Source organism: Hymenobacter sp. APR13 (assembly GCF_000737515.1).
GTDB lineage: Bacteria > Bacteroidota > Bacteroidia > Cytophagales > Hymenobacteraceae > Hymenobacter.
Genome location: NZ_CP006587.1, coordinates 4,422,016 through 4,447,683 on the forward strand (window position 1 = coordinate 4,422,016; position 25,668 = coordinate 4,447,683).

General features: G+C 63.8%; 24 protein-coding genes. 12 read left to right on the forward strand and 12 right to left on the reverse strand.

What is annotated here, in order from left to right; translation table 11 throughout:
* Nucleotides 1-216 precede the first annotated feature (216 nt).
* The 3 genes from N008_RS18545 to N008_RS18555 form a co-directional block, all read right to left on the reverse strand.
* Complete coding sequence (locus tag N008_RS18545) at nt 217-1,602, reverse strand: M20/M25/M40 family metallo-hydrolase (RefSeq protein ID WP_052381732.1); 1,386 nt, start codon at nt 1,600-1,602, stop codon at nt 217-219.
* 96 nt (nt 1,603-1,698) lie between these two features.
* Nucleotides 1,699-2,271 carry a phosphoglycerate mutase family protein gene (locus tag N008_RS18550; protein WP_071884569.1) on the reverse strand — a complete coding sequence of 191 codons (573 nt, stop codon included), beginning with the start codon at nt 2,269-2,271 and terminating at the stop codon, nt 1,699-1,701.
* Between the two features lie 39 nt (nt 2,272-2,310).
* Entirely contained in the window at nt 2,311-3,303 is a 993-nt protein-coding gene (locus tag N008_RS18555) for a DUF1028 domain-containing protein (RefSeq protein WP_044017812.1), read from the reverse strand.
* A 156-nt stretch (nt 3,304-3,459) separates the two neighbouring features.
* Between N008_RS18555 and N008_RS18560 the strand changes: the two genes are divergently transcribed.
* The 6 genes from N008_RS18560 to N008_RS18585 all read left to right on the forward strand — a co-directional run bounded on the left by N008_RS18560 (nt 3,460) and on the right by N008_RS18585 (nt 8,907).
* Entirely contained in the window at nt 3,460-4,479 is a 1,020-nt protein-coding gene (locus tag N008_RS18560) for an ABC transporter ATP-binding protein (protein ID WP_044017813.1), read from the forward strand.
* Nucleotides 4,476-6,044 (forward strand): ABC transporter permease/substrate-binding protein, encoded by a 1,569-nt coding sequence (locus tag N008_RS18565; RefSeq protein WP_044017814.1) that lies wholly within the window; start codon nt 4,476-4,478, stop codon nt 6,042-6,044. The genes N008_RS18560 and N008_RS18565 overlap by 4 nt, the downstream gene beginning before the upstream one ends.
* Before the next feature lie 118 nt (nt 6,045-6,162).
* Complete coding sequence (locus tag N008_RS18570) at nt 6,163-6,849, forward strand: response regulator transcription factor (protein ID WP_044017815.1); 687 nt, start codon at nt 6,163-6,165, stop codon at nt 6,847-6,849.
* 14 nt (nt 6,850-6,863) lie between these two features.
* Entirely contained in the window at nt 6,864-7,250 is a 387-nt protein-coding gene (locus tag N008_RS23345) for a hypothetical protein (RefSeq protein WP_156109407.1), read from the forward strand.
* 17 nt (nt 7,251-7,267) lie between these two features.
* A complete protein-coding gene (locus N008_RS18580; protein WP_052381734.1) occupies nt 7,268-8,632 on the forward strand; it encodes a sensor histidine kinase in 1,365 nt (454 codons plus the stop codon).
* Nucleotides 8,633-8,703: 71 nt separating this feature from the next.
* Nucleotides 8,704-8,907 carry a hypothetical protein gene (locus N008_RS18585; RefSeq protein ID WP_044017817.1) on the forward strand — a complete coding sequence of 68 codons (204 nt, stop codon included), beginning with the start codon at nt 8,704-8,706 and terminating at the stop codon, nt 8,905-8,907.
* A gap of 85 nt (nt 8,908-8,992) precedes the next feature.
* On the opposite strand, the gene surE is transcribed toward N008_RS18585, so the two are convergent.
* A complete protein-coding gene (surE, locus tag N008_RS18590) occupies nt 8,993-9,862 on the reverse strand; it encodes a 5'/3'-nucleotidase SurE (RefSeq protein ID WP_044017818.1) in 870 nt (289 codons plus the stop codon).
* A gap of 141 nt (nt 9,863-10,003) precedes the next feature.
* On the opposite strand from surE, the gene N008_RS18595 reads away from it, so the two are divergent.
* The 5 genes from N008_RS18595 to N008_RS24085 all read left to right on the forward strand — a co-directional run bounded on the left by N008_RS18595 (nt 10,004) and on the right by N008_RS24085 (nt 15,382).
* Complete coding sequence (locus N008_RS18595) at nt 10,004-10,690, forward strand: hypothetical protein (protein WP_156109408.1); 687 nt, start codon at nt 10,004-10,006, stop codon at nt 10,688-10,690.
* Nucleotides 10,691-10,790: 100 nt separating this feature from the next.
* The gene (locus N008_RS18600) at nt 10,791-11,225 is read left to right on the forward strand and encodes a DoxX family protein (protein WP_044017820.1); all 435 of its coding nucleotides are present in this window, start codon (nt 10,791-10,793) and stop codon (nt 11,223-11,225) included.
* A gap of 125 nt (nt 11,226-11,350) precedes the next feature.
* Entirely contained in the window at nt 11,351-13,102 is a 1,752-nt protein-coding gene (locus tag N008_RS18605) for a M14 family metallopeptidase (RefSeq protein ID WP_044017821.1), read from the forward strand.
* A gap of 482 nt (nt 13,103-13,584) precedes the next feature.
* Entirely contained in the window at nt 13,585-14,478 is an 894-nt protein-coding gene (locus tag N008_RS18610) for an ABC transporter ATP-binding protein (RefSeq protein ID WP_044017822.1), read from the forward strand.
* A 139-nt stretch (nt 14,479-14,617) separates the two neighbouring features.
* Nucleotides 14,618-15,382 carry a hypothetical protein gene (locus N008_RS24085; protein WP_044017823.1) on the forward strand — a complete coding sequence of 255 codons (765 nt, stop codon included), beginning with the start codon at nt 14,618-14,620 and terminating at the stop codon, nt 15,380-15,382.
* A gap of 176 nt (nt 15,383-15,558) precedes the next feature.
* On the opposite strand, the gene N008_RS18620 is transcribed toward N008_RS24085, so the two are convergent.
* A complete protein-coding gene (locus N008_RS18620) occupies nt 15,559-16,338 on the reverse strand; it encodes a hypothetical protein (protein WP_044017824.1) in 780 nt (259 codons plus the stop codon).
* A gap of 212 nt (nt 16,339-16,550) precedes the next feature.
* On the opposite strand from N008_RS18620, the gene treF reads away from it, so the two are divergent.
* Nucleotides 16,551-18,116 (forward strand): alpha,alpha-trehalase TreF, encoded by a 1,566-nt coding sequence (gene treF / locus N008_RS18625; protein ID WP_044017825.1) that lies wholly within the window; start codon nt 16,551-16,553, stop codon nt 18,114-18,116.
* An 84-nt stretch (nt 18,117-18,200) separates the two neighbouring features.
* Here treF and N008_RS18630 read toward each other — a convergent pair whose 3' ends face one another.
* From N008_RS18630 to N008_RS18660, 7 genes are all read right to left on the reverse strand, one after another.
* The gene (locus N008_RS18630) at nt 18,201-18,761 is read right to left on the reverse strand and encodes a cupin domain-containing protein (RefSeq protein WP_052381735.1); all 561 of its coding nucleotides are present in this window, start codon (nt 18,759-18,761) and stop codon (nt 18,201-18,203) included.
* Between the two features lie 163 nt (nt 18,762-18,924).
* Nucleotides 18,925-20,172, reverse strand: a complete 1,248-nt coding sequence (locus tag N008_RS18635; RefSeq protein ID WP_052381736.1) for a bifunctional 3,4-dihydroxy-2-butanone-4-phosphate synthase/GTP cyclohydrolase II — start codon at nt 20,170-20,172, stop codon at nt 18,925-18,927.
* 349 nt (nt 20,173-20,521) lie between these two features.
* Nucleotides 20,522-21,334, reverse strand: coding sequence for a pyrroline-5-carboxylate reductase (proC, locus tag N008_RS18640; RefSeq protein ID WP_044017826.1), 813 nt, complete (start codon nt 21,332-21,334; stop codon nt 20,522-20,524).
* A 129-nt stretch (nt 21,335-21,463) separates the two neighbouring features.
* A complete protein-coding gene (locus N008_RS18645; RefSeq protein WP_044017827.1) occupies nt 21,464-21,892 on the reverse strand; it encodes a DUF3592 domain-containing protein in 429 nt (142 codons plus the stop codon).
* An 8-nt stretch (nt 21,893-21,900) separates the two neighbouring features.
* The gene (locus tag N008_RS18650) at nt 21,901-23,067 is read right to left on the reverse strand and encodes a glycosyltransferase (RefSeq protein ID WP_044017829.1); all 1,167 of its coding nucleotides are present in this window, start codon (nt 23,065-23,067) and stop codon (nt 21,901-21,903) included.
* Nucleotides 23,068-23,078: 11 nt separating this feature from the next.
* Complete coding sequence (locus N008_RS18655; protein ID WP_156109409.1) at nt 23,079-24,422, reverse strand: glycosyltransferase family 4 protein; 1,344 nt, start codon at nt 24,420-24,422, stop codon at nt 23,079-23,081.
* 155 nt (nt 24,423-24,577) lie between these two features.
* A complete protein-coding gene (locus N008_RS18660) occupies nt 24,578-25,597 on the reverse strand; it encodes a potassium channel family protein (protein ID WP_071884570.1) in 1,020 nt (339 codons plus the stop codon).
* Nucleotides 25,598-25,668: the final 71 nt, after the last annotated feature.

A 25,668-nucleotide genomic window follows, 5' to 3' on the forward strand; every position in this document is an offset into this window, starting at 1 on the left:
GAGGGGTAGCCCCAGCGGGGCGGCATATCGGTAGAATATAGCTTGGATTTTATGAATAGAGACCCAGCGGGGCGACACCTTTAACGTGCCGTTAAGGTGTCGCCCCGCTGGGGCTTTACTTATTTCAGGAGGCTGTTTTTCTACCAATATGTCGCCCCTCCGGGGCTATGGGCTATTGCCCATCACATAGTTCTTCTCTGCCTCACACCCTGCTGCCTACAGCCCATACTTACTCATCAGGTACACCAGCGCGGCCATGCTGGCGCCGCCCAGCTCCATCTCGCGGCGGTTCACCTTGTCGAAGGTGTCGGTGGCGGCGTGGTGCAGGTCGAAGTAGCGCTGGGAGTCGCAGTCGAAGCCAATGAGGGCTTTGGTTTGGGCTTTCAGCGGGCCGATGTCGGTGCCGGCGTGGCCGGCGTTGAACTCGGCGCTGCCGTAGGGGCGCAGCAGCGGCTGCCACTGCTGCACCTTGCGCACCGTGGCGGCATCGGCCTCGATGTTGAAGCCGCGCGGCGTGAACCCGCCCCCATCCGACTCCATGGCGGCCAGATGCTTTTCGTTGGCGGCCTTGGCCAGCTCGGCGTATTTCTCGCCGCCGCGCACGCCGTTTTCCTCGTTCATAAACAGCACAGCCCGCACGGTGCGCTCGGGTTTCAGGCCCGAGGCCTTCAGCAGGCGCAGCACTTCCATGCTTTGCACGCAGCCCGTGCCGTCGTCGTGGGCGCCCTGTGCCAAATCCCAGGAGTCGAGGTGGCCACCGACGGTGATGATTTCGTCGGGGTACTTCGAGCCCTTCAGCTCGCCGACTACGTTGTAGCTCTTCACGTCGGGCAGGGTCTGGCAGCTCATGTCCAGCTCAAACTGCAGGTTGGGGTCGGCTTTGAGCAACTGGCTGAGCTGGTCGGCGCCGTTGGTGCTGAGGGCGGCGGCGGGCACCTTGGCCACGGCCTCGTCGTAGCGCATGGTGCCGGTGTGGGGGTAGTCGTCGTGGGTGAGCGTGAGGCTGCGCACCAGCGCCCCGATGGCGCCGCGCTTGGCAGCCTCGGAGGCGCCGCTGCGGCGCTGGTCGCCGGCTTCGCCGTAGGCCCGGCCGGTTTCCACGTGCACGGGGTTCATCGGGCGGTTGAAGAACACGAACTTACCTTTCACTTTCTCAGCGGGTAACGCGGCCAGCTCGGCCATGCTGTGCACCTCCACTATCTGCGCCTTCAGCTTGCCGCCCGTCCCGACTGAGCCACCCAGCGCGCACACGTTGAAGTCGACGCCCTTGCCTTTGGCGCCGATGGCGCGGCCCTTTTCCTTGGCGCCCCGCACCCAGTGCGGCACCATCACCTCCTGCAGATACACCCGGTCGAGGCCCATCTTTTCCATCTCGCGCTTGCCCCACTGCACGGCCTGCTCGGCCTGCGGCGAGCCGCTGAGGCGCCCGCCGATTTTGGTGCACAGCTCGCGCAGGTTGTCGTAGCTCTGCCCGCGCAGCAGGGCTTCGTCGTAGAGGCGGCGGATGGCCAAGGAGTCGGTGGCGGGGGCAGTCTGGGCGGCGGCCGGGGCGGCGGCCAGCAGCAGGCCGGCCAGGGTGAGGCGGCGGAAAGATGAAATCATAAAGAGCAGAGAAACGAGAGAAACCGGCAGCGCCTGGGGTGGCACAGCGCGGCTAAAGTAGCAGGAAAAGCGGGGCGGGTTGCAGCGGCGCGCCCGTTACTTGCCGGCGCTGCGCACTCCGTAGCGCCGGGCGGTGGCCGTAGCAGCGCGAGTGGAATCCGCCGGGATGCGCACTTCCAGCAGGTAGTCGTACTCGTTGTCGCCCACAGTGGGCACCGGGCGGGGCGCGCCCAGGGCTTCCACGGTTTCCAGGATGGTGTTGGAATGACCGACCACCAGCACCGTGCGCCCCTGGTAGTCGCGCCGGATGCGGGCGGCCAGGGCGGGCAGCTGCTTGGCGTCGTAGGGCACAACCTGCTGGTTTTTCAAGACCGCCAGCGGGGCGGCCGTGGCGCGGGTGCGGGTGGTAGCCGTAGAGAACACCACGTCCAGCGGCATCTTATTCAGCGTTTCGCGCAAAGCCAGGGCCCGCTGCTCTCCGGCGGGTGTCAGGGGCGGGTCGGCGAGGCCGGGCGTGAGGTCTTTCTCGGCGTGGCGCACGACGTAGACGGTGGTGGAGGGTTGCTTGGCAAAGTCCTTATCCACGCGTTGAGGTGAAGGAGTGCAGCGTGTGTTCACGCTTAGCAACGGCAGTGCTAACAGCAGCCAGCGGAAAGCAAGAGTCAGCATCTGTTGAGGGTAAGGGCGAGTGTGCCTTGTTTTCGTGCTTTAGCGCAGGGCCAGAATCTGTCTTAATTCCGCGGCACTCACCGTCAGCAACCCCACCTTAGGCAGCCGCTCGGTAAGCTCGCGCCAGTTGGGCTCCTGCCGGAAAATGGGGGCCAGCAGCTTCAGCGCGGCCGGCACCTGCTCCTTGTTGGCCAGGCTGATGGCGTGCCAGTAGCGCATTTCCAGGTTGTTGGGAAATAGCTTTTCGGCGGCCTCATACTCGCGGATGGCGCCGGGCACGTCGTTCTTCTCCACGGCCAGGTCGCCGGCGTTCATGTGCTCGTAGGCGCGGTGCAAACTCAGCAAACGGCGCAGCTCCTTGAGCGGCTCGGCGGCATCGTCCACGCGCAAATCCACGAGGCGGTCTTCCCAGACGCCCGCGCCCGGCTTGGCCCGCACCACCAGCAGCGCCGCCGACTGCCGCCCGCGCACGTCGCCGCCGGCACCTTGGGCCGCGTCGAGGGCGGCCAGCATGCGCTCGGGCAGCGGCAGCTTGGCGCCGGCCTCAAAGGCCCGCTGCATGGCGGCGGGCACCTTCTCGGTGAGCATCATATTGGCCTGCACTGAGAATTGCGTGCCCTGCCGGTGGCCGGCGAAATCAATGCACTTGGCGCCGGTGTGGGTGGCCACGTTGCCTTTGCTGTCCACGATGGCCACCTGGCGCACGTCGCGGCCGTCGTCGGTGCTGAGCAGCTCGTCGAGGGCTTGCTGGGCGGTTTTGCCGGCGCGCAGCAAAGCCAGCCCGCGCGGCCCAAACGACTTGTTGGTAAACGACTGGGTGGCAATGGCCCCCACCCCGGCCTCAGCCCAGCTCACGCTGGTGCCCACCGAAAACCAGTGGCTCTGCACGGCCACGGCCAGGTCGCCGGTGGCGGGGTCGCGGGCCACGATGCTGTAGGTGTGGGCCAGCGGGTCGGTGGTGCGGTACACCTGGGCGGCGGCCGGGCGGGCCAGGCCGGCCAGCAGCAGCAGGGCGCAATAGAGTCGTTTCATGGGCTAAAGCACGCAAGAAATTGGCGGGGGCGCAATTCGGGCGGGTCACAGAATTGTGTTGAATCAACGAAAAGCGGCACCAAATGCCGCTGCAACCCGCAAAACCAGGCCTGTTGCCGGTTGCTGCTGCCGCATCCGTTGCTACCTTACCGGCCTATGCCCGAAGCTACCCCTGCCCTTGCGGTACACCAGCTGACCAAGCACTACGGCCCACACGCCGTGGTGCAGGACGTGACGTTTGCGCTGCAGCCCGGCGAAACGCTGGTGCTGCTGGGCCCCAGCGGCTGCGGCAAAACCACGCTGCTGCGCATGCTCAACCGCCTCGTGGAGCCCGACAGCGGCACCGTGGAACTGGCCGGGCAGGACGTGCGCCAGCTGCCGCCCGCACAGCTGCGCCGCGGCATCGGCTACGTGATTCAGCAGGTGGGCTTGCTGCCGCACTACACCGTAGCTGAAAACGTGGGTGTGGTGCCGAGCCTGCTAGGCCACGCGCCGGCCGCCATTGCCCAGCGCACCAACGAGCTGCTGACGCGCCTGCACCTACCACCGGAACGCTACGCCGGCCAGTACCCGCACCAGCTGTCGGGCGGGCAGCAGCAGCGGGTGGGGCTGGCCCGCGCCCTGGCCGCCGACCCGCCCCTGGTGCTACTCGACGAGCCCTTCGGCGCCCTCGACCCGATTACGCGGGCCGGCATCCGGCGTGAGTTCCGGGAGCTGGATGAGCTGCGCCGCAAGACCATGGTGCTGGTGACCCACGACGTGCAGGAAGCATTCGAGCTGGCCGACCGGATTCTGCTGCTGGACGCCGGCCAAGTGCAGCAGCTGGGCACCCCGCGGGAGCTGCTGTTCCAGCCCGCCAACGACTTCGTGCGGCGCTTCTTCGAGGCCGAAAAGCTGAGCCTGCAGCTCCGCACGCTACGGCTGCAGGACGTGCTACCCGATTTAGCTTCCGAGTACACAAACACCTCATCTTCAAACCACAAAATCCTGCCACTTACAGCAACTATTCAGGAGGCATTGGAGGCCCTCAGCGTCATCGACCCGGCCTCAGACCCGGCCACTGAGCGGGTGCTGCTGACGCAACCAGCAGCCGCTGAGGCCCCGGCCGTACCCTTCACGCTGGCCTCGCTGATGAGTGCATTCGGGCAGGCTGTCCACCGTCTATCGAAGCCATGAAGACGCTCCACGAACTCCTGGCTTTCTGGCAGACGCAGGCCGGCAAACTCGGCGAGCAAACCCTGCAGCACATCGGCCTGACGGCCGCTTCGCTGCTGCTGGGCGTGCTGGTGGGCGTGCCGCTGGGGCTGTGGCTCACGCGCCGGCCGCGGCTGGCGCCCTGGGTGCTGGGCGCGGCCGGTGTGCTCCAGACCATTCCGAGCATTGCGCTGCTGGGCTTCCTGATTCCGCTGCTGGGCATCGGGCCGGGGCCGGCTATTCTGGCTCTGTTCCTCTACTCCTTGCTGCCCATCATCCGCAACACGGTAGCGGGCGTGCAGGGCGTGCCGCTGGCCGTGGTGGACGCCGCCCGCGGGCTGGGCTTCACCGACGGGCAGCTGCTGCGCCGCGTGGAGCTGCCGCTGGCGCTGCCGGTGCTCATGGCCGGCATCCGCACGGCGGCCGTCATCAACGTGGGCGTGGCCACGCTGGCGGCCTATGTGGCGGCTGGCGGCCTCGGAGAGTTCATCTTCGGTGGCATTGCCCTCAACAACCCGGTAATGATTCTGGCGGGCGCCATTCCGGCTGCCGCCTTGGCCCTAGCCTTTGATGCCACGTTGGGCGGCGTGCAGCGGCTGTCGGGGCGGAAGCTGGTGGCGGTGGGGCGCGGGCTGCTGGTAGCGCTGCCGCTGCTGGCGGGCCTCTATTTGCTGCCCCGAGCTGCCGGCAAGCTGCTGGCCGGTTTCAGCCCCGAGTTCATCGGCCGCGCCGACGGCCTGCCGGGTTTGCGCCAGGCGTACGGGCTGGGCCGCCTGCCCAGCGTGGTGCTGGCCCCGGCTCTGGTGTACGAAGCCGCCCGCAGCGCCAACGTGGACCTCATCGACGGCTACTCCACCGACGGCCGCATCAAGGCCTACCACCTGCGCGTGCTCCACGATGACCGGCACGTGTTCCCGCCCTACTTCGCAGCCCCCGTGGTGCGGACCGGGCTGCTCACCGAGCACCCCGAGCTGCGGGCCGTATTCGGGATGCTGGCCGGCCAGCTCTCCGACTCCGTGATGACCGACCTCAACTACCGCGTCGACTATCTGCACGAGGAGCCCAAGGCGGTGGCGCTGGCGTTTCTGCGGCGGCGCGGGCTGTGGCGGGCACCCCGGCCGCTGAGCGCGGGCGCGCCCGTCGTGAAGCTGGGCTCCAAGATTTTTGCCGAACAGTACATTCTGGCCGAGCTATACGCCAGCCTGATTCGGGGCTATACTGCATTGGACGTGAGCACCAAAACCGGGCTGGGCGGCACCACCATCTGCTTCGAGGCGTTGCGCAGCGGCGCCATCGACATGTACCCCGAGTACAGCGGCACCGGGCTGCTGGTGCTGCTGCAGCCCCCGCCCGCCACCGTCGATTCGCTGGGCGCCGACGCCGGGGCGGTGTTCGGCTACGTGCGCCAGCAGTTCCGGCGGCGCTACCAGCTGGAATGGCTGGCGCCGCTAGGCTTCAACAACACCTACGCGCTGCTTATGCGCCGGCAGCAGGCGCAGCAGCTGGGCATCAGCTCTATTTCGGAGCTGAGTGCGTACCTGAAGTAAAGCTAAGCTCCAGCTTGGCGACGAGCGCAGCGAGTGTCCGGCACCGCGCCAACGCAGCCTACTTCATGCTCTCTTCACGCTGGCGGCGCGTATGTTGCACCACATTTAGCTTGTTTCTATGCACATTCTGCTTGTCGAAGACGAAAAAGGCCTGCACCAGGAGGTGAAACAGTTCCTGCTGCAGTCGCAGTACCTCGTCGATTCGGCCTTCACCTTCGCGGAGGCTTCCGAGAAAATTTACGTCAACAGCTACGATTTCGTGCTGCTGGACCTGGGCCTGCCCGGCGGCGACGGCCTGGACCTGCTGCACGAAGCTCGCCAGAACGACAAGCAGGAGGCTTCCTTCATCATCCTGACGGCCCGCGGCGACCTCGACGACCGAATCAAAGGCCTGGACCTGGGCGCCGACGACTACCTGCCCAAGCCGTTTTCGCTGCTGGAGCTGCAGAGCCGGATGCAGGCCATCACGCGCCGCAAGTTTGGGCTGCGGCGGCAGGAAATCACCTTCGGGCAGGGTTTCGAGATGGACGTGACGGCCCGCGTGCTGCGCCACAGCGAGCAGGAAGTGCCGCTCACCAAAAAGGAATTCGACCTGCTCCACTATTTGCTGCTGCACAAAAGCCGCGTGCTCACGCGCCTGCAGCTGGGTGAGCACCTATGGGGCAACGTGCTGGAAGACGATTCCGACTCCAACTACATCGACGTGCACATCAAGAACATCCGCAAGAAGCTCACGTCCTTCGCCCCCGCCGATTTCCTGGAAACCGTGCGCGGAATAGGCTACAGAATTTCAGAATCAGGTTAGATTACTTACTGCCGATGATGTCTATATCTGCGTCCGAATCTTTTGGCTATTTCGTCTCCACCCTGAAAAGCTCTTCCGGCCAGGTTTTACGAATGGAAGATCAGGTAGTAGAGTATATGATCTTCGAGGAGTTCGAATGCAATGCTATTACGTTCCTGCACGAAAATACGCTCGATATCTTACTGACCAGCAAATACATTCCTAAAAGCATCTACTGGCTAGCGCAGCGTTTACGCGTTAAAGCTCTTGACAAGTTTAGCAGGTCCGATGCGCTGCTGCGCACCGCTCGCGTGGTTCGGCAGGATCGGGAATGGCTGGATATAATGGGATTGTCGGATCAAATATTGGGTCAGCTAATCGCACATTCAGGGGCAGAAATCCGGAGGCAATTCCAGTTCTAACTACCAGTTACTCCCCCATGCGCCTTGAAGCTAAACTGGCCCTGTTCAATGCCTTGTCCAAGCTGCTGCTGGTGCTGCTGGGGGCGCTGGTGATTCCGCCCATCGTGAGCCGGGTGGCCGTGTCGCACACCGACCAACGCCTGCACGAGAAGAAGCGCGAGGTGCTGGCCCTGATTGCCCGCGACGGCCTGACTGCCTTTGTGCGGCAGGAGCAGAACGAGGCTTACGCCGACTACAACATCCTCAAGCAGGAATACATCAGCCTGACGCCGGAAGCGGGCCAGGTACCCGTAGCGGCCGTGGAGCGCATTTTCGATGAGCAGCGGCAGGTCGACAACGATGTAGAGGATTTCCGGATTCTGAGCTACCAGTTTGCGGCGCAGGGCCGCCCCTACCGCCTAGAAATCGGCTCGTCGCTGGCTACGGTGGAGTTGCTGGAAGCCACGCTGCGGCAACTGGCGCTGTGGGTGCTGGTGGTGGGCGCCCTGCTCACCATCGTGACGGACGCGGCCTTTGCGCGCTTCCTGCTGCGCCCCCTCAGCGACCTGATAACGCGCAAGCTGCGCAACGTGCGCCACCCGTCGGCCTTCCCCTTCGCCCCCATCAGCACCAGCACCACCGACTTCCGGCGCCTCGACGACAGCCTCAACGAAATGATGCACCAGGTGCAGTCGGCGTTTGAGAAGGAGCGCGAGTTTATGAGCAACGTGTCGCACGAGTTGCTAACGCCGGTCAGCATTCTGCAGACGCGCTTCGAGAACATGCTGCAGGACCCTGACCTCAGCCACGCGCACTCGTTGAAGATCGTGGAGTCGCAGAAAACGCTCTACCGCCTACGCAACACCGTCCGGACGCTGCTGCTTATCGCCAACATCGAAAACGAGCAGTACCTGCGCGAGGACTCGGTGAGCCTGGCCACCGTGCTGGCCGAAGTTCTCAACGAGCTTGACGACCGGCTAACCCAGCGCGAGCTGCACCTGCACACCCAGCTTTCCCCCGACCTAGTGCTGCCCCGTGCCAACCACACGCTGCTGTTTACGCTGCTATTCAACCTGCTCAGCAACGCCATCAAGTACAATCGCTGGGGCGGCAGCATCACCGTGACGGGCTCACTGCTGCCAGGCGGCGGCTACCGCCTGGCCGTGGCCGATACCGGGCCGGGCATTGCCCCCGAAAACCTACCCCACCTCTTCGACCGGTTCCGGCGCTTTAATGCGGGCGGGGCCGCATCGCCGGAAGGCTTCGGCCTCGGCTTGCCCATTGCCCTCACCATTGCCACCTTCCACGAAGCCACCCTCACGGCTACCTCGGAGCTGGGCAAAGGCACCACGTTTGCGCTGGAATTTGCCGGTGAGGCTGCCACTAAACCCTCTGACACCTAGCACTTTTACTCATACAGTCTTCATGCTGAGCGTGCTAGCTTAGAGCTCCCACTCGCTCAACTACCACCAGCATGAAACTTCCTTCCATTCGCCACCAGTCCTACGCCCGGCCGTTGCTCGGCATTTTGCTGCTGCTGGCCGCACTGGCCGCAATGCTCTATCTACCCGTGTTGCTCAAGCCCACGCCGCCGGCAGCCGTAGCGCACAGCGTCCCGCTGGTAGTACGCCACGCACCCGGGCCAGTAGTGCGCCACGTGCGCAGCTTGCCCCAATGAGCTTCTCACCAGCATAAAAAGCGTCGGCCGGCACTTGTAAATCCAGTGCTGGCCGACGCTTTTCGTTTTACTTGCTGGCTACTCTCTACCCCAGTCCTTCGGCCGATTCGCCGGGCTCGGGGGTGGCGCTGCCCAGGTGCGGGGCGGGCTGCGTGGGGCCGTCGAATTTCGGGCCCAGCTGCCAGCTGGCGTTCAGGCTGCTGATGGCGTGGTGGGCCGTGAGGTCGAACTGGCAGGGCACCACCGATATGAAGTTGTTGGCCAGCGCCCACTCGTCGGTGTCGGTGCCCTGATCGAGGTTCACGAACTCCCCGATCAGCCAGTAATACGGGCGCTTGTAGGGGTCGTGGCGCAAATCGAACTCTTCCTGCCACTTGGCGCGGGCCTGGCGGCAGATGCGGATGCCCGCAATTGGCTGCTCCGACTTCTTGGGAATGTTCACGTTCAGGGCCGTACCCTGCGGGATACCGTACGCCAGCGCCTCCCGCACAATGTGCTCCACCCAGGCTTCGGTGTGCTCGAAGTCGGCGTTGTGGCCGTATTCGCACAGCGAAAACCCGATGGCCGGCAGCCCTTCGATGGCCGCCTCGATGGCCGCCGACATCGTGCCTGAGTACAGCACATTCACCGACGAGTTGGAGCCGTGGTTGATGCCCGACACCACCAGATCGGGCTGGCGGTCTTTCAGCACGTGGTGCTTGGCCAGCTTCACGCAGTCGGCCGGGGTACCACTGCACTCGTAGCTCTCAATGCCGGGGAAAATGGTGCTGGGGTCGAGGCGCAGCGAGGTGCCGATGGTGATGGCATGGCCCATGCCCGACTGCGGCGAGTTAGGCGCCACCACCACTACCTCGCCGATGCGGCGCATGACGCGCACGAGCGTGGCAATGCCGGGGGCCGTGATGCCGTCGTCGTTGGAAATGAGAATCAGGGGTTTGCGGGCAGTATCAGACACGATGCGAAAGGGTGTGGTGAACGATCAGGAAGCCAAAGGTACTCGTTTCCCTACGCGCCAACCGGGTGGCACGGCCGACACTCCCGGCAAATTATCTGCCGGGCCGGCCATCAACTACCGGCCTCGTTCTGCCGTATGCCCATGATGCTGAATCGATTTGCTTCCCTGGTACCGGCGCTGGCCGCGGCCCTGCTTACCACGACCCTCGCCACTTCCTGCGGCTCGCCCTCCGACTCGGGCACGCCGCCCTTCCTGCCCGCCGACGGGGCTACCGATCCGGCCGCCCTCAAGCCTGGCACTACTGGTGTAGCCCAGGAACCTGGTACCAATGCTCCTACCGACAACATCAACCTGCAATACCTGATCAGCCCGGGCCGCGCCGGCATGTTGCGCCTGGGCATGCGCGAAGCCCAGCTCAAAAAGGTGGTGCCCGCCGAGCTGCTCCGCCCCACCACCTACTCCGACAACGGCCGGCAATTGCCCGCCTATGAAATGCGCGACGCCCAGCGCCCCGAGGCCCCGGCCAACGTGCTGCACATGATTCCGGACTCGGCTGGCGGCTACCGCCTGCGCCGCATCCGCATCTACGACCCGCAGTACCGCACAGCCGAAGGTATTGGTGTCGGCTCGCCGTTTGGGGCGGCTCGCCAGAACCTGGGGCTTACCAAGGTGCGCAATACGCCAGCCGGCTTTGCCGCCGTTTCGGGCAAAGTGAAAATTGCCTGGGTAATTGACCCGAACTCGCTCCCCGATAAGCACCCGGAAGAAATGAGTTCGACGGATATTCCGCCAGCCGCGCGCATCACGGGGGTATTACTTTACCAGTAGCCGACAAACGTCGGGGATTGTAGTGCGTTATATTTCTTGTACTTTGCCAACGCAAGCACCAACCTTTCCTGACCAAGTATTTCGGAATACCCTTTTTCCTATGGTTCTGTTTGAAAACCGCTACCGCACCCACAACCTTGGCCTGTTGCTGTTGCGCGTGGGCATTGGCGTGATGTTCACCATCCATGGCTACCCCAAGCTGGTTGGCGGACCCGAGGCCTGGGCGAAAGTGGGCAGCGTAATGAAAGTGGTAGGGCTGGATTTTGCGCCGGCCTTCTGGGGCTTTCTGGCCGCCGTGGCCGAGGCCGTGGGCGGGCAGCTGCTGGCGCTGGGGTTGTTTTTCCGGGTGGCCTGCGCTCTGCTGCTGGGCACTATGATTATGGCCACGGTACAGCACCTGAGCGCCGGCGACGGGTTTAGCGGCTACTCCCACGCCCTGGAATCGGCGTTTCTGTTTCTGGGGCTGCTGCTGGCCGGCCCCGGCCGCCTCAGCCTCGACCAGGTGCTGTTCCCGGCCCGCCGCCGCTTGTATTAAGTGATTGAGTGATGAGGTGAATGGTGATGAGGTAAACTGCGAGGCATAGCCTTCCACTTCATCACCTTTCACCTCATCACTTCATCACTACCCATAATCCCGCGCGGTTTTCCTTCCTTTGCCGCATGCTTTCCTTCCTGCTTTCTGCGCTGCTGCTCACGTCGGCGGCGCCCAAAACCGACTGGCGCACGCCCTACGAGCTGGGCAACGGCAATACCACCACCACCCACGCCGCCTGCATTGCCTACTACCAGCGCCTGGATGCGGCCTACCCCGAAATCACGCTGCGCGAGGCCGGCACCACCGACAGCGGCCGCCCCTTGCACGAGGTAGTGGTGAGCCTGGATGGCGACGCCGACCCGGCCTCGGTGCGGGCCAAGGGGCGGCGGGTGGTGTTCATCCAGAACGGCATTCACCCGGGCGAGCCGGAGGGCATTGATGCAGCCATGATGCTGGCCCGCGACTACGTGCAGCAGCCCAAGCTGCGCCGCCAGCTTACGGACATCACGCTGGTTATCATTCCGATATACAACGCGGATGGTTCGCTGAACCGCAACTCCACCACCCGCGCCAACCAGAACGGGCCCGAGAGCTACGGCTTCCGCGGCAACGCCCGCAACCTCGACCTGAACCGCGACTACATCAAGCAGGACTCGCGCAACGCCCGCGCGTTTGCGCAGCTGTTTCAGCGCTGGCAGCCCGACGTATTCGTGGACACCCACACCTCCGACGGGGCCGACTACCAGTACACGATGACGCTCATTGCCACGCAGCAAAGCAAGCTGCACCCAGCTTTGCGCAGCTACCTCAACGGGCAGCTGCTGCCGGCCGTGTACGGCGGCATGGCCAAGCGCAAAACGCCCATGACGCCCTACGTGGACTTTGAGGGCCGTACGCCCGATGCCCGCGGCCTGACGGGCTTCATGGAGTCGCCGCGCTACTCTACGGGCTATACCACGCTGTTCAACACCATCGGTTTCGTCACGGAAACGCACATGCTCAAGGCTTACGCGCCCCGCGTGATGGCCCAGTATGATTTCCTGGAGCTGCTGGTGCAGGCCGTAGCGCAGCAGAAAGACGCCCTGGCCCAGGCCCGCGCCGCTGCCCAGCAGCAAACCGCCACCCAAACCACCTTCCCGCTGGCCTGGAAGCTCGACACCACGGCCGCCGACAAGGTGACATTCCTGGGCTACGAAGGCAAGCTCAAGCCCAGCGACATCAGCGGCCAGCCCCGCCTCTACTACGACCGCAAAGCCCCGTATTCGCGCCAGATTCCGTACTACAACACGTTCCGGCCTACCGTGCAGGTGCAGCGGCCGGCGGCCTACCTGATTCCGCAGGCCTGGGGCGAGGTGCTGGAGCGCCTGCGCCTGTCGGGCGTGCAGCTGCGCCGCCTGCGCCAGGACACCACCCTCACGGCCGACGTGTACTACGTGCAGGACTACAAAACCGGCCAGCGCCCCTACGAGGGCCACTACGTGCACTCGGCCGTGGAACTGCGCACCGCGCCGCAGCCCGTAGCCTTCCTGAAAGGCGATTACGTGGCCGACCTCAACCAGCCCGCCGCCCGCTACCTCATCGAAACGCTGGAGCCGCAGGCCACCGACTCGTTTTTTGCCTGGGGCTTCTTCGACAGCGTGCTGCAGCAAAAGGAGTATTTCTCGGATTATGTATTCGAGGATGTGGCCGCCGACCTGCTGCGCCGCGACCCGGCCCTGCGCGAGCGGCTGGAGAAGCTCAAGCAGCAAAACCCCGCCTTTGCCGCCAGCGGCGCCGCTCAGCTGGACTGGGTGTACCGCCAGTCGCCGAACTACGAAAAGACCCACCTGCGCTACCCGGTAGTCCGCTGGATGGGCGGCGCGCTGCCGGTTGAGTGATAGAACGTCATTTATATAATGGCTCGTTTATTTCAGGCCTGCCAGCTACATACTTTATTCTTATTGTATCGCCAGGATGTTTGCTCGGGTCACGCGAGTCACCACTGTATGTTTGACTATCTACTGCGAATGAGTACTTGTAATAAAATTGGCGCGAAACAGGACTGTTACCTAAAAACTCTTTTTTATCGGTAATTCTGGCTGTGGCAACCATAACATTAGCACTATTTAGAAGCCTAGTACGGATATAACCGGATGCCAACACCCATACAAAATATCCCAAAAACCCAATTATCAGGAACACTCCGAAGTGAGAATCAAATGAGTACCTACGTGTGGTGCGCTTTTTATTATTGTTCATGTACTCGCTGTTAAGCCTACATCCATCTTTTAGCAGACCACAATTATCAGACTAATTATCTGAAGCATATTGTCAGGCTCATTTCTTCACTCTTACTATTCGACCAACTCCTCCCCACTCAATGCCCATCCTCGAACTCGACAACCTTTCCAAAACCTACGGCGGCACCACGGCGCTGCGGGGCCTGACGCTGCAGGTGGAGCCGGGCAGCGTGTATGGCCTGCTGGGGCCGAACGGCAGCGGCAAAACCACCACGCTGGGCATTGCCCTGGGGGTGCTGCGGGCGTCGGGCGGAACGGTGCGCTGGTTTGGGCAGCCGCCCACCTCGGCTGGGCGGCGGCGCATCGGGGCGTTGCTGGAAACGCCCAACTTCTTCCCCTACCTCTCGGCCCGCCAGAACCTGCAGCTGGCCGCCGACATCAAGCAGGCCGACCCACGCAGCGTGGATCAGGCCCTCGACACCGTGGGGCTGGGCACGCGCCAGCACGACGCGTTCCGCGGGTTCTCGCTGGGCATGAAGCAGCGGTTGGCCCTGGCCTCCACTCTACTCGGCAACCCCGAGGTGCTGGTGCTCGACGAGCCCACCAACGGCCTCGATCCGCAGGGCATTGCCGAGGTGCGCGGCCTGGTGCAGCGTCTGGCTGCCGAGGGCAAAACCATCATTCTGGCCAGCCACCTGCTCGATGAAATCGAGAAAGTATGCACCCACGTGGCGGTACTGCAGCGCGGCGAGCTGCGGGCGGCCGGCCCCGTCGGCAACATCCTGGCCACCGCCGACCGGGTGCTGCTGCGCCCCGAGCCGCAGGCCGCCGCCGCCGTGCAGCAAGCCCTGGCCGCCCTACCCTGGGTGTCGGACGTGCGCCCCGAACCCGACGGCCAGCTTAGCGCCGCCCTGGCACCCGGCCACGGCCCCGCCGACCTCAACCGCGCCCTGTTTGCCCAGAACATTGCCCTGGCCGGCCTGGAGCTGCGCCGCCGCAGCCTAGAGGCCCAGTTCCTGGAATTGACCAAGTGAATGGCTTGATGGCTGAATGGTTTAATTGTTAAAGTACTGAATAGCATAATGTTCATCTTTCTGCCCCGGCCTTCACAGTGTTCAACCATGCAGCCATCAAACCATTCAGCAATTCAACCATCAAGCCATTCAACCACCCATGCTTTTCCGCGCCGAACTTCGCAAGATTCTCCCCTACCGCACCGTCTGGATTATTCTGCTGGCGTATGCCGTGCTGTTGCTGCTGTTTGTGTCGGCGGGCGGCAGCCTGAACGTGAACGGGCAGCAGCTGGGAGACTCTCTGTATGTGTTTCCGGGGCTGTGGGAGAAGCTCACGTTTGTGGCCAGCTACTTCACCATGCTGCTGGGCATTCTGCTGGTGATCCTCATCACCGACGAGTTTCAGTTCCGCACGTTCCGGCAGCAGGTGATTGACGGCAGCTCGGTGGCGGGGCTGCTGCAAAACAAGCTGGCCGTGTCGGGGCTGCTGGCGGGCTTTGCAGTGCTGGTGGTGCTGGGCATCGGGACGTATTTCGGGCTGACGCGGGCGGCGGGCACGGTGGCGCAAGCCACGGCGGGTTTGCCGGCAGTGCTGCTCTACGGGGTGCAGGTGCTGGGCGTGCTGGCCCTGGCCGCGCTGGTGGCGGTGCTGGTGCGCCGCAGCGGAGCCGCCATTCTGCTGTTTCTGCTGTACCTGTGGGTGGCCGAGCCGCTGTTGCGCCTGTCCCTACCCGACGAACTGGACCGCTACCTACCGGCCAAGATCTTCAACAGCCTCACCCCCATGCCCGGCCAGGAGCTGATGGCCACCGTCACGGGCCCATCCATGGCCCTGCTGCCCAGCCAAGCGCTGCCGCTGGCCCTGGCCTACACGGCCCTGTTCTGGGCGCTGAGCTATGTGCTCCTGCGCAGCCGGGATTTGTAACAGCTGTCATTGCGAGCGGAGCGAAGCAATCCTTCCTCTCGTGGCAGTCACTCTCCTTACAAGACAAGCCCTCCGGCATTAGTGTACTAAGCTAATGCCGGAGGGCTTGTCTGTTAGGGAACTGTCCATCACAAGAGGAAGGATTGCTTCGCTTCGCTCGCAATGACATCCACGCTCTACTCCTTCACCAGCGAGTTGGCGTAGTTGACGATGAAGGCCAGCTCGCGGGCGACGGTGAAGCTGAGGCGGTTGTTGCGGGCGTACTGTTCCAGCTGCTTGGCCTGCCCCCGGAATACGGCCAGCAGGTCCTTTTTGGGGTTGCGCAGGGCAATGATGCTGCCGGTGGGCGTGGCCAGGTAGAAGTCGTCCTTTTTATCGGTATAGGTGCCGAAGTTGCGGCCGCCGTAGCCACCATAGCCGTACGGGCCGTTGTTGACGGTGCGCTCTACCAGCGACTCGCGACGCAGTAGCATGCGCGGGCCGTTGCTGAGCTGCTCGAAAAACGCCGGCGACGTGAAGTCGCTGTAGTCGTTGCCGCGGTTCCAGCGGAAGGTGCGGAACACCCGCACGCGGTTCAGGTTCTCGGTTTCGGGGCGCAGGCGCGGCGCGCCGTACATGGGGTTGCCGTAGTAATAGCCGTTGCGGGCGTCGAGGAAATTGTCGTAGTAGCCGTTGCCGAGGCGGCTGTCAATCTGCTCGCCTTTCACGGCGAAGCTGTTGACGCTCACCGCCGACAGCGTGGTCAGGGTGCCGTCGGGCTGGGCCATGAGCAGCACGTCTTGGTCGCGGCGCAGCGTTACGGGGCCACGCAGCGTGTCGCCCGAGGTCAGCAGAATGGTGCTGCCGGCAAATTCCTGCACCAGGGCCCGCTGGCCTTGCTGGGCCTGGGCGGCCGGGGCCGTGCCCAGCGCCAGGGTGGTCAGCAGCGCACATATACTGATAGGGAGCTTCCTCATAGCCGGGGAAAGATAGCCGAAAAAATACGGGGCCGCCATGCTCTGACACGGCTTTTTCCAGCTAACTCGCCCTCGGCCGGCCTGGTTCCGTAGCTCCTGCAACCGACCGGTTCGGGGCCGGCCCGCCCGGCGCCGCTGCCCCCGGCAGTACATTCCTGATTATCAGCAACTGAACCCGTACCTTGAGGCCAGCACTGCCCCATCCTACCGCCATGCGCCACCTTCTGCTCCTCGTTTGCTGCCTGTCCGCTACCTGGGCTTCGGCCCAGCTGCCGCTCACGCCCCGCCAGCTCTACCCCGGCCTGTTTGAGGCCGTGCAGCAGGGCCGCGTGTTTCCCGACAATAAGACGTTTGTGGACATGGTGCCGCTGGCGCCGCCGTCGCGCATTCTGGCCGACTACGCCCAGCAGCGCACCCAGCCCGGCTTCAACCTGGCCACCTTCGTGAAGGCCCGCTTCCGGCTGCCGGCCTCCGACGCCAGCACCTACCGCAGCAACGTGGCGGCCGGCCTGCGCCCCCACCTCGATACGCTCTGGCGCGTGCTGGAGCGCCGCCCTCAGGATTCGGTGGCCCGGTACTCGTCGCTGCTGCCGCTGCCCCGGCCCTATCTGGTACCCGGCGGCCGGTTTCGGGAAGTGTATTATTGGGACTCGTATTTCACGATGATCGGGCTGAGCGAGGCCGGCCGCACGCCGCTGGTGCGCAGCATGGCCGACAACTTCGCCTTCCTGCTGAACCGCTACGGCTTCATCCCGAACGGCAACCGCAGCTACTACCTCACCCGTTCGCAGCCGCCCTTCTTCGCCCTGATGGTGCAGCTGCTGGCCCAGCAGCAAACCGACTCGGTGCTGCCCCGCTACCAGCCCGCCCTGCTGCGCGAATACGCCTACTGGATGGCCGGGGCCGACTCGCTGGCGCCTGGCAAGGCCACGCGCCGCGCCGTGCGGATGCCGGGCGGCGAGGTACTCAACCGCTACTGGGACAGCAGCACCGAGCCCCGCGAAGAGTCGTACGCCGAAGACGTGGCGGCGGCGAAAGGCCTGGCCAACCCGCGCCAGTTCTACCGCGACATTCGGGCGGCGGCGGCTTCCGGCTGGGACTTCAGCACCCGCTGGTTCGGGCCCGATGGCAAGCTGACGTCCATCCACACCACCGAGTTGGTGCCCGTAGACCTGAACTGCCTGCTGCTGACGCTGGAACAAACCCTGGCCCGCTCCTATAAGGCGCAGGGACAGGCCGCTACGGCCAAAACCTGGGAGCTGAAAGCCGCCAAACGCCAGGCCGCCATTCAGCGCTACTGCTGGAACAAAGCCGCCAACTGGTTCACCGACTACGACCTCCCGCAGCGCCGCCCGGCCACCATCCGGACGCTAGCGGGCGTGTTTCCGCTGGCGTTTGGGGTGGCTACTACCACGCAGGCAACGCAGGTGGCGGCTGGCCTGAAAGCGGATTTCCTGAAGGATGGCGGCCTGATCACCACCCTCAACGCCAGTGGCCAGCAGTGGGACGCGCCCAATGCCTGGGCGCCGCTGCAGTACCTAGCCATCCAGGGCCTGCGCCGCTACAACCAGCAGCCCCTCGCCGACACGGTAGCCACGCGCTGGGTGCGCCTGAACAGCCGCGTGTTTCAGCAAACCGGCAAGCTGCTGGAGAAATACAACGTGCAAAACACCAGCCTCCCCGCTGGCGGCGGCGAGTATCCGCTGCAGGATGGCTTCGGCTGGACCAACGGCGTGCTGCTCTACCTGCTCAATCAAGCCAGCACTAAGCAGCCGTAAGCTGATCATCTGCCGATCCTGCTGAGCATGTATCGTTGATAATAGCGCTGCCCTTTTGCGTGAGGCAGAAGAAGCGCGCCACCTTCAATCTGGTTTCAGAGGCGGGCCGATGAAGCGTGTATCGTGCTTTTCAGCCAGGGCTTTGCGCGCTTCCGGGCGTTGGTCGGGCATGGCGCTGACGATGCGAAAGTACTCTTCCATGTTGCCGGCCGGCTGGTGCATCACAATCAGGCGGGCCGGGCCTTCGCTGGTTTTGACGAAGGCATGCGCCATACTCCGGGGCACGAACAGCGAGTCGCCAGCGCTGAGGCGCATGATTTCCGTCCCGGCCTGAAACTTGAACTCCCCATCCAGCACGTAGAACCACTCGTCCAGGTTCAGGTGCAGGTGTAGCATAGGGCCCACCTTTTCCCGGCGCAGCGTATCGAAAATCACGCATCGGCCCTGCGTGTCGCGGCCGGAAACCTTCACAGTGAATGTGGCATCCAGGAATTCAAAGGGTCGGTTGGTACTGTCGGCCCCGGCCCTGACGAGCAGGCTTTTGCGGGACTCGCTCGCTCCGCCCTGGGCCATAGTGGCAAATGAGGGAGCTACGGCCAGCCCGGGAGCGGCCAGCGTCAGGTGCAGAAAGGAGCGTCGTTGCATGGCATGGCAGCAAGAGGTATAGCATAAGCTATTGACTTTCAGACCTAAATCCTACCTTGTCACCCGAATATGTGAGGCTCCGCACCAACGTATTCGCACCATCAAAAACGCCCGCATGAAACCATGCGGGCGTTTTTGGTGACTATTGCAAAAGACTGCAGGCTTATTCCACGCCTACCGCCGAATCTACATCAGGGTGCGGGGTGCGGTCTTTGTGCAGGATGGTGTGGCCCAGCTTGTCGCGCTTGGTGGTCAGGTACCGCTCGTTGTGCTCGTTGGGCTCCACCTCAATGGCTACCGACTCCACGATTTCCAGGCCGTAGCCGATCAGGCCGGTGCGCTTGCGGGGGTTATTAGAGAGCAGGCGCATCTTGCTGATGCCCAAGTCGCGCAGGATTTGGGCGCCCACGCCGTAGTCGCGCTCGTCCATGCCGAAGCCCAGCTCCAGGTTGGCTTCCACCGTGTCGCGGCCCTGCTCCTGCAGCTTGTAGGCGCGCAGCTTGTTGAGCAGTCCGATGCCGCGGCCCTCCTGGTTCATGTACACAATCACGCCGCGGCCTTCCCGCTCGATGTGCTGCATGGCGCGGTGCAGCTGCGGGCCGCAGTCGCAGCGGCAGCTGCCGAAGATGTCGCCCGTGACGCAGGAGCTGTGCACGCGCACCAGCACCGGCTCGTCGCCCGAAATGTCGCCTTTAACCAGGGCCAAATGCTGGGCGTTGGTGGTGCGCTGGGTGTAAGCCACCAGGTCGAAGTCGCCGTAGTCGGTGGGCAGCTTCACGGAAATTTCGCGGGTGATGAGGCTTTCCTTATCGAGGCGGTATTTGATGAGGTCCTGAACCGAAATAAGCTTCAGATTCCACTTGGTGGCAATTTCGCGCAGCTCGGGCAGGCGGGCCATTTCGCCGTCTTCCTTCAGGATTTCTACCAGCACGCCGGCCGGCTCGAAGCCCGCGAGGCGGGAGAGGTCGATGGCGGCTTCGGTGTGGCCGGCGCGGCGCAGTACGCCTTCCTTGCGGGCTTTCAGCGGGAAGATGTGGCCCGGCTTGCCCAGCTCCTCCGGCTTGGTGTCGGGGTCGATGAGGGCCAGAATGGTCTTGCTGCGGTCGGAGGCCGAAATGCCGGTGGTCACGCCGTTTTTCAGCAGGTCGATGCTCACGGTGAACGGGGTGGCGTGCAGGGCCGTGTTGCGGCCCACCATCAGCTCCAGGCCCAGCTCTTCGCAGCGCTGCTCGATGAGCGGGGCGCACACGAGGCCGCGGCCGTGGGTGGCCATAAAGTTGATGACCTCGGGGGTGGCACAACGGGCGGCGCAGATAAAGTCGCCCTCGTTTTCACGGTCTTCGTCGTCGACGACTACTACGACTTTGCCGGCGCGGATGTCGGCAATGGCGTCTTCAATGGAATCCAGCATGGAATCACGGATTTAAACGGATTATTCGGATTTCGCGGATTCAGGAGGTGCAGCCCCGAGGAGCCCCGCAAAGTTGCTGCTACAACCAGCAGCCACGCCGCGAAGTTACGAGAGAGTAGCTGAGTAGCGGAGTAACTGCGTAAAACCGCGTCGGCTTGGCAATGGAAGAGGATGGTAACGCCCTGTCTCGCACAGGTGTTATGCCCGGCGGCTTTCAGAATGCACCGATGGCAGTAGCGCGAACTTTGTAGTTCGCGCCCCGCGCCTCTGAAACGGAATCGTTCGGACGGCGCGGGGGCGCGAACTGCAAAGTTCGCGCTACTGCCTGCTCAGTTACTCAACTACTCAGCTACTCTTTCGCCAGCTCGGTGGCGCGCTGCTGGGCGGCTTTCATGCCGGCTTTTAGGGTTTCGGCGAGGTGGCCGGCCTGGAATTCGCGCAGGGCGGCTTCGGTGGTACCGCCTTTGGAGGCCACGGCGGCAATAAGCTCGTCGGGGCTTTTGTCGGAGGTGTTGAGCAGGTGGTAGGCGCCCAACATGGTCTGCTTCACCAGCAGCCCGGCCACCGATTCGGAGAAGCCCAGCTCGCGGCCGGCCTGCATCATGGCCTGCACGATGTAGTAGAAATAGGCCGGGCCGCTGCCGCTCACGGCCGTCACGGCGTCGAGCAGGCTCTCATCTTCCAGGAAGATAGAGCGGCCGGTGGCGTTCAACAGGTTCTCTACCTGGTGCAGGCGGCTGCGCTCCACTTCCGGTGCCGCCGAAAACCCGGTGATGCCCAGCCCCAGCAGCGCCGGCGTATTGGGCATGGCGCGCATCACCTGCTGGTGGCCCAGTTCGCGCTGCAGCCGCCCGATCGGGATGCCGGCCATGATGGACACCACCACCTGCGTGGGCTGCAGCACGGCCCGCAGGCCGGCCGCTATTTTATTGAAATCCTGCGGCTTCACGGCCACCATCACCACGTCGTAGCTACCCACGTGCGCTTCGAGCAGGCCGGTGGGCAAACCCTGGTGGGTGGCATCGAGCCGCTGGCAGTGCGCCGCGTCGCGCCCGAGCAGCAGCAAATCGGCGCGTTCCACGAGGTTGTAGTGCAGAAACGCCTTAGCGAAGGCCATGCCCATGTTGCCGCAGCCCAGGATTGCAATGCGAAGAGGAGTCATGGGGTGGTTGGTTGAAAAAGATGAATTGAGAAGGTAGAGGCGTTTTGAAGGTGTGCTTAACGCAGCCGGTGGCAATCCAGGCAAAGTAAGTAGGCGCTGACGCACTGCTATACAACCATACAATTTGGTTTATCCAACCTGCGCAAGAAGTTCGTGAATTACATAGCCAACTGCCAAAACCACGCATGTTGCCAGAATAACCAGCCCCAGAACAGACCCGCCAAACAACGCCATGAAACTATCCACTTCTGCCACGCCGGGTGTCAGCGGATCATGGATGACGCGGACGTACGCTCCGACAAGACCTTTCTCGCCATCTCCCAGCTCTGATACAAACTGCCACTGCTTGTCTTGGTACGAAAAGGCTATTATAGGCCTAAACCATCTGTCGCCCTCCTCGTCAACGCGTTCCACAAACCCTATTATTTCCCCGGTTTTATGCACTCCATAACGTTTCAGGTGGATAGCTCTTTTCAACGATGCCAATGCTTCGTTGAAGCTTCGCAACCACGTTCTGCTGAGTAAGACCATCAGCAGTATAATCACCAGCCAGTGCATAACGCAGGCTATTTAAACAACGCTTCCAGCTTGTTGGTGGCCGCTTCCCAGTCGTAGTGCTCCTGCACAAACCGGCGGCCCTGCTGGCCTAGCTCAGCGGCGGCGGCGGGGTCGTTGAGCAGGCCGATGATGAGGGCCGCCAGCTCCGGGGCCGACTCGCCCACCAGCAGATCCTGGCCGGGGCGGCCGCGCAGGGCGTTGTTGGCCAGCGGCGTGGTCACGCAGGGGCGCTCCATGGCCATGGCTTCCAGCAGCTTGTTCTGCAGGCCGGTGCCCACGCGCATGGGCGCCACAAACACCTGCGTGGCGGCGTAGGCGTCGCGGATGTCGGGCAGGCGGCCGCTGACCGTGACGGCGGCCGAGGCCAGGGCCAGCACCCGAGTCGAAGGTGTAGTGCCCGCAATCATCAGGCGGGCTTCGGGGTGCAGCTGACGCACCAGCGGCAGGATTTCCTCAGCCAGAAACACGGCGGCATCCACGTTGGGGTGGTAGCTCATGTTGCCGCAGAATAGCAGCTCGTAGGTAGGCTCGGTGGCGCGGGGCTGAAAAAACTGCGTGTCGATACCGTTGAGCACCACTTGAATCCGGGCCCGGTGCGGGTGCTCGATGAGCTGGCGGTCCTGGTCGGAGATGATGGTGTGGTGGCGGAACCAGTCGAACACCCGGGCCTCGTAGGAGCGCAGGCGGCGGCCTTCGCGCAGCCAGAGTGGCCGTTGCCAGAGTGGTGCATTCTCGGCCCGGCGTAGCATGCCTTTCGAAAACACGTCCATGTAGTCGAGCGTCATGGGCAGCTGCGGGGCGTGGGCGCGCAGGTAGTGCGCCATCCGGATCAGCTGGCAATACACATGGTCGGGCTGGAACTGGCGGATCAGGGCGTCGAGGTGGCCCTGGGCCGTGCGGTCGTGGAAGTAGCCCACCTGCAGGGGCAGCCCCTGCGCCAGGGCGCGGGTCATGTTGAGGGCAATGCCGGGGCGGCTGAGGTAGTGCACGTGCAGACCGCCGGCGCACAGCGGCTCCACGGCGGCGCGGTCGGCGGCCGTCACCGGCTCATCCGACAAAGCAAACAGGCACACCTCATGACGCCGGGCCAGATGGCGCAGCTGGTGATAGGCGCGTAGCTTGTCGCCCTTGTCGAGCGGGTACGGAAACCGGGACAGCAGTACAAGAAGCTTCATTGGGGGCAAACTTACACCGTTTCGGCCCGCCGCTGGCGCACCACGCTGTACAAATCCACGAAGCTTTCCACCACGCGGCGGTTGTCGTAGAGGCGCCGGATGGTGCGGGCCGCCTCCTGCCCAATCAGGCCCGACGCCAGCTCGCCGGCGTAGTAGCGGCCTAGCACGTCCAGCCAAGCGGCCGGCGTATCGCGCACCACAATGTCGAAGCCGTCTTTCACGTGGATGCCTTCGGCGCCCAGCGTGGTGCTCAGAATGCACTTGCCCTGGGCCATGCCCTCAATGATTTTGATGCGCATGCCGCCGCCGCTCAGCAGCGGTACCAGCATGATGTCGTGCTGCTGCATGAAGGCCGCCGCCGACTCCACGAAGCCGTGCACCGTCACGCCGGGCAGCTGCAGCTCGCGGAAGCGGGCCGGCATCTGCTTGCCGGCCAGGTGCAGCTCCAGGCCCGGGTAGCGGGCCGTGGCCTGGGGCCAGACTTCGCGCAGAAACCAGTCGAGGCCCTCCTGGTTGGGCAGCCAGTCCAGCGAGCCAATCATGAACAAACTGCGAGGCCGGGGCACGATGGCGGCATCCGACTGGAACCGCTCCAGCTCCACGCCGGCCGGGATGAACACCACCGGCTCCGGGCAACTCAGCTGCCGCAGCCGCTGCTGGTCGGCTTCGGTGATGGCCGCCACGGCATCAAACTGGTGCAGCGCGTGGTGCTCGAAGGCCTTGAGGCGGCGGGCCAGCTGCTGCAGGTACCATTTCTTCAGCGGGTTGCCGGCGCGCTGCGCCAGCATTTCCCAGATGGTGTACTCCACGTTGTGGGCGCGCAGCACCACCGGCGGCAGGTGCTTTCCACGCGGCCGGCCGGCCTCGGCCCAGTAGCCGGCGTACCACGCCACAAAGGTGCCTTCCATCTGCACCACATCATAAGGCTCCGCGGCCAGCAGCTCGGCGAGTTTTGCCTTTGCCGCTTCGCTCACAAACCGCTCTACGTTGTAGGGCAGCTCGCTGGAAAGCAGGTTGCGCAGGGCCTTCCAGGGCGAAAGGCGCGTGTCGATGTCTACGGTAACCAGGCGGAAATTGGGGCCGAGGTGGTCGAGGGCGGTGGCGGGCTGGTAGTGCTTGGGCGTGTTGAGTGCCAGCATCGTGACACGGTGGCCGGCCCGCACGAGGCCCGCGGCCACGTCGTACATGGCAATGGCCCCGCCATCAGTGGTAGGAAACGGAACGCGCGGACAAAGCTGCAGAATGTGCACGTAGTGGATATTGGGGTGGTAGAATGGCAGACTGTGGTCCGACGAGTTGCCCGCAGGGCCTCGTCGGACCACTAGTCGTTGGCCGATGCGGGCCGGGTCGTTCAAAGATAGTGGTACTAAGAGGCTCTGCGGGCAACTCGTAGCACCACGCCGGCGGCCGCTGCGGGTGAGGACGTTCAACGTGAACGTTCAACGATAGTGATCCGACGAGGCCCTACGGGCAACTCGTCGGACCACACTGGTTACCTGGCACCGCCCTGCTACGCCTGAAACTGGCGGACCAGGGAGGCAATCTGCTCGTCGGTGCCCAGGAACAGCATCACGTCGCCGGGTTGGGGGATGGTGTCGGCGCTGGGGCTCACCAGCAGCTCGCCGGTATGGTGCTTGAGGCCGATGACGGTGGCGCCGGTGCGCGAGCGGATATCCAGCTCGCGGATGCTGCGGCCACGCCATTCAGGGCGCATTTCGTCGGGGCGCAGCTCCTCGAGGCGCAGCTTGTTGGGGCCCAGGCCAGAAATCATGTCCAGAAAACGGATGACTTCGGGCCGGATGACGAGGTTGGCCATGTGCGAGCCGCCGATTTCGTCGGGCATCACCACCGAGTCGGCGCCGGCGCGCAGCAGCTTGGCTTCGCTGGTTTTGAGGCTGGCGCGGGCAATGATTTTGATGCCCGGGTTCAGCTCGCGGGCCGTCAGGGTCACGAACACGTTGTCGGCATCTTTGGGCAGGGCCGTGATGAGGGCCCGGGCCCGGGAGATGCCGGCCGCCAGCAGGGTTTCGTCGGTGGTGGCGTCGCCGAAAACGGCCAGCACTTTGCCGCCCAGCACTTCCACGGTGCTTTTGAGCAGGGCCTCGCTCTGCTCCACAATCACCACCTGGGCCCCGCTGTCGTGCAGCTCGTGGTAGGCCTTGCTGCCGTTGCGCCCAAAGCCACACACGATGATGTGGTTGGATACATTGCGGATTTCCTGGTCAGTGCGAAGCATTTGAAAGAGGTTGCGCAGCTCGCCATCGAAGATGTAGGTGGTCAGCACCGACACCAGGTAGGCCACCACGAGCAGGTTGAAGAAGATATAAACCGAGACAAACAGCCGCCCGTCCGGCGACAACGGATGCAGCTCGCCAAACCCCACCGTGGAGATGGTAATCATGGTCATGTAGAACGCCTCGAGCAGCGTGAACTTCTCGATCCACATAAACCCCAGCATGCCGCCGCCGAAGCTGACGATGGTGAGCACCACGGCCAGAAAAAACCGACTCAGGTTAAAGCGGTGCCACATTTTTTCAATTAGAAATTGAGAATTAAAAAGTAAGAATTGGTGGCTTGGCGCGGGCGCTCAGGCAGGAGACT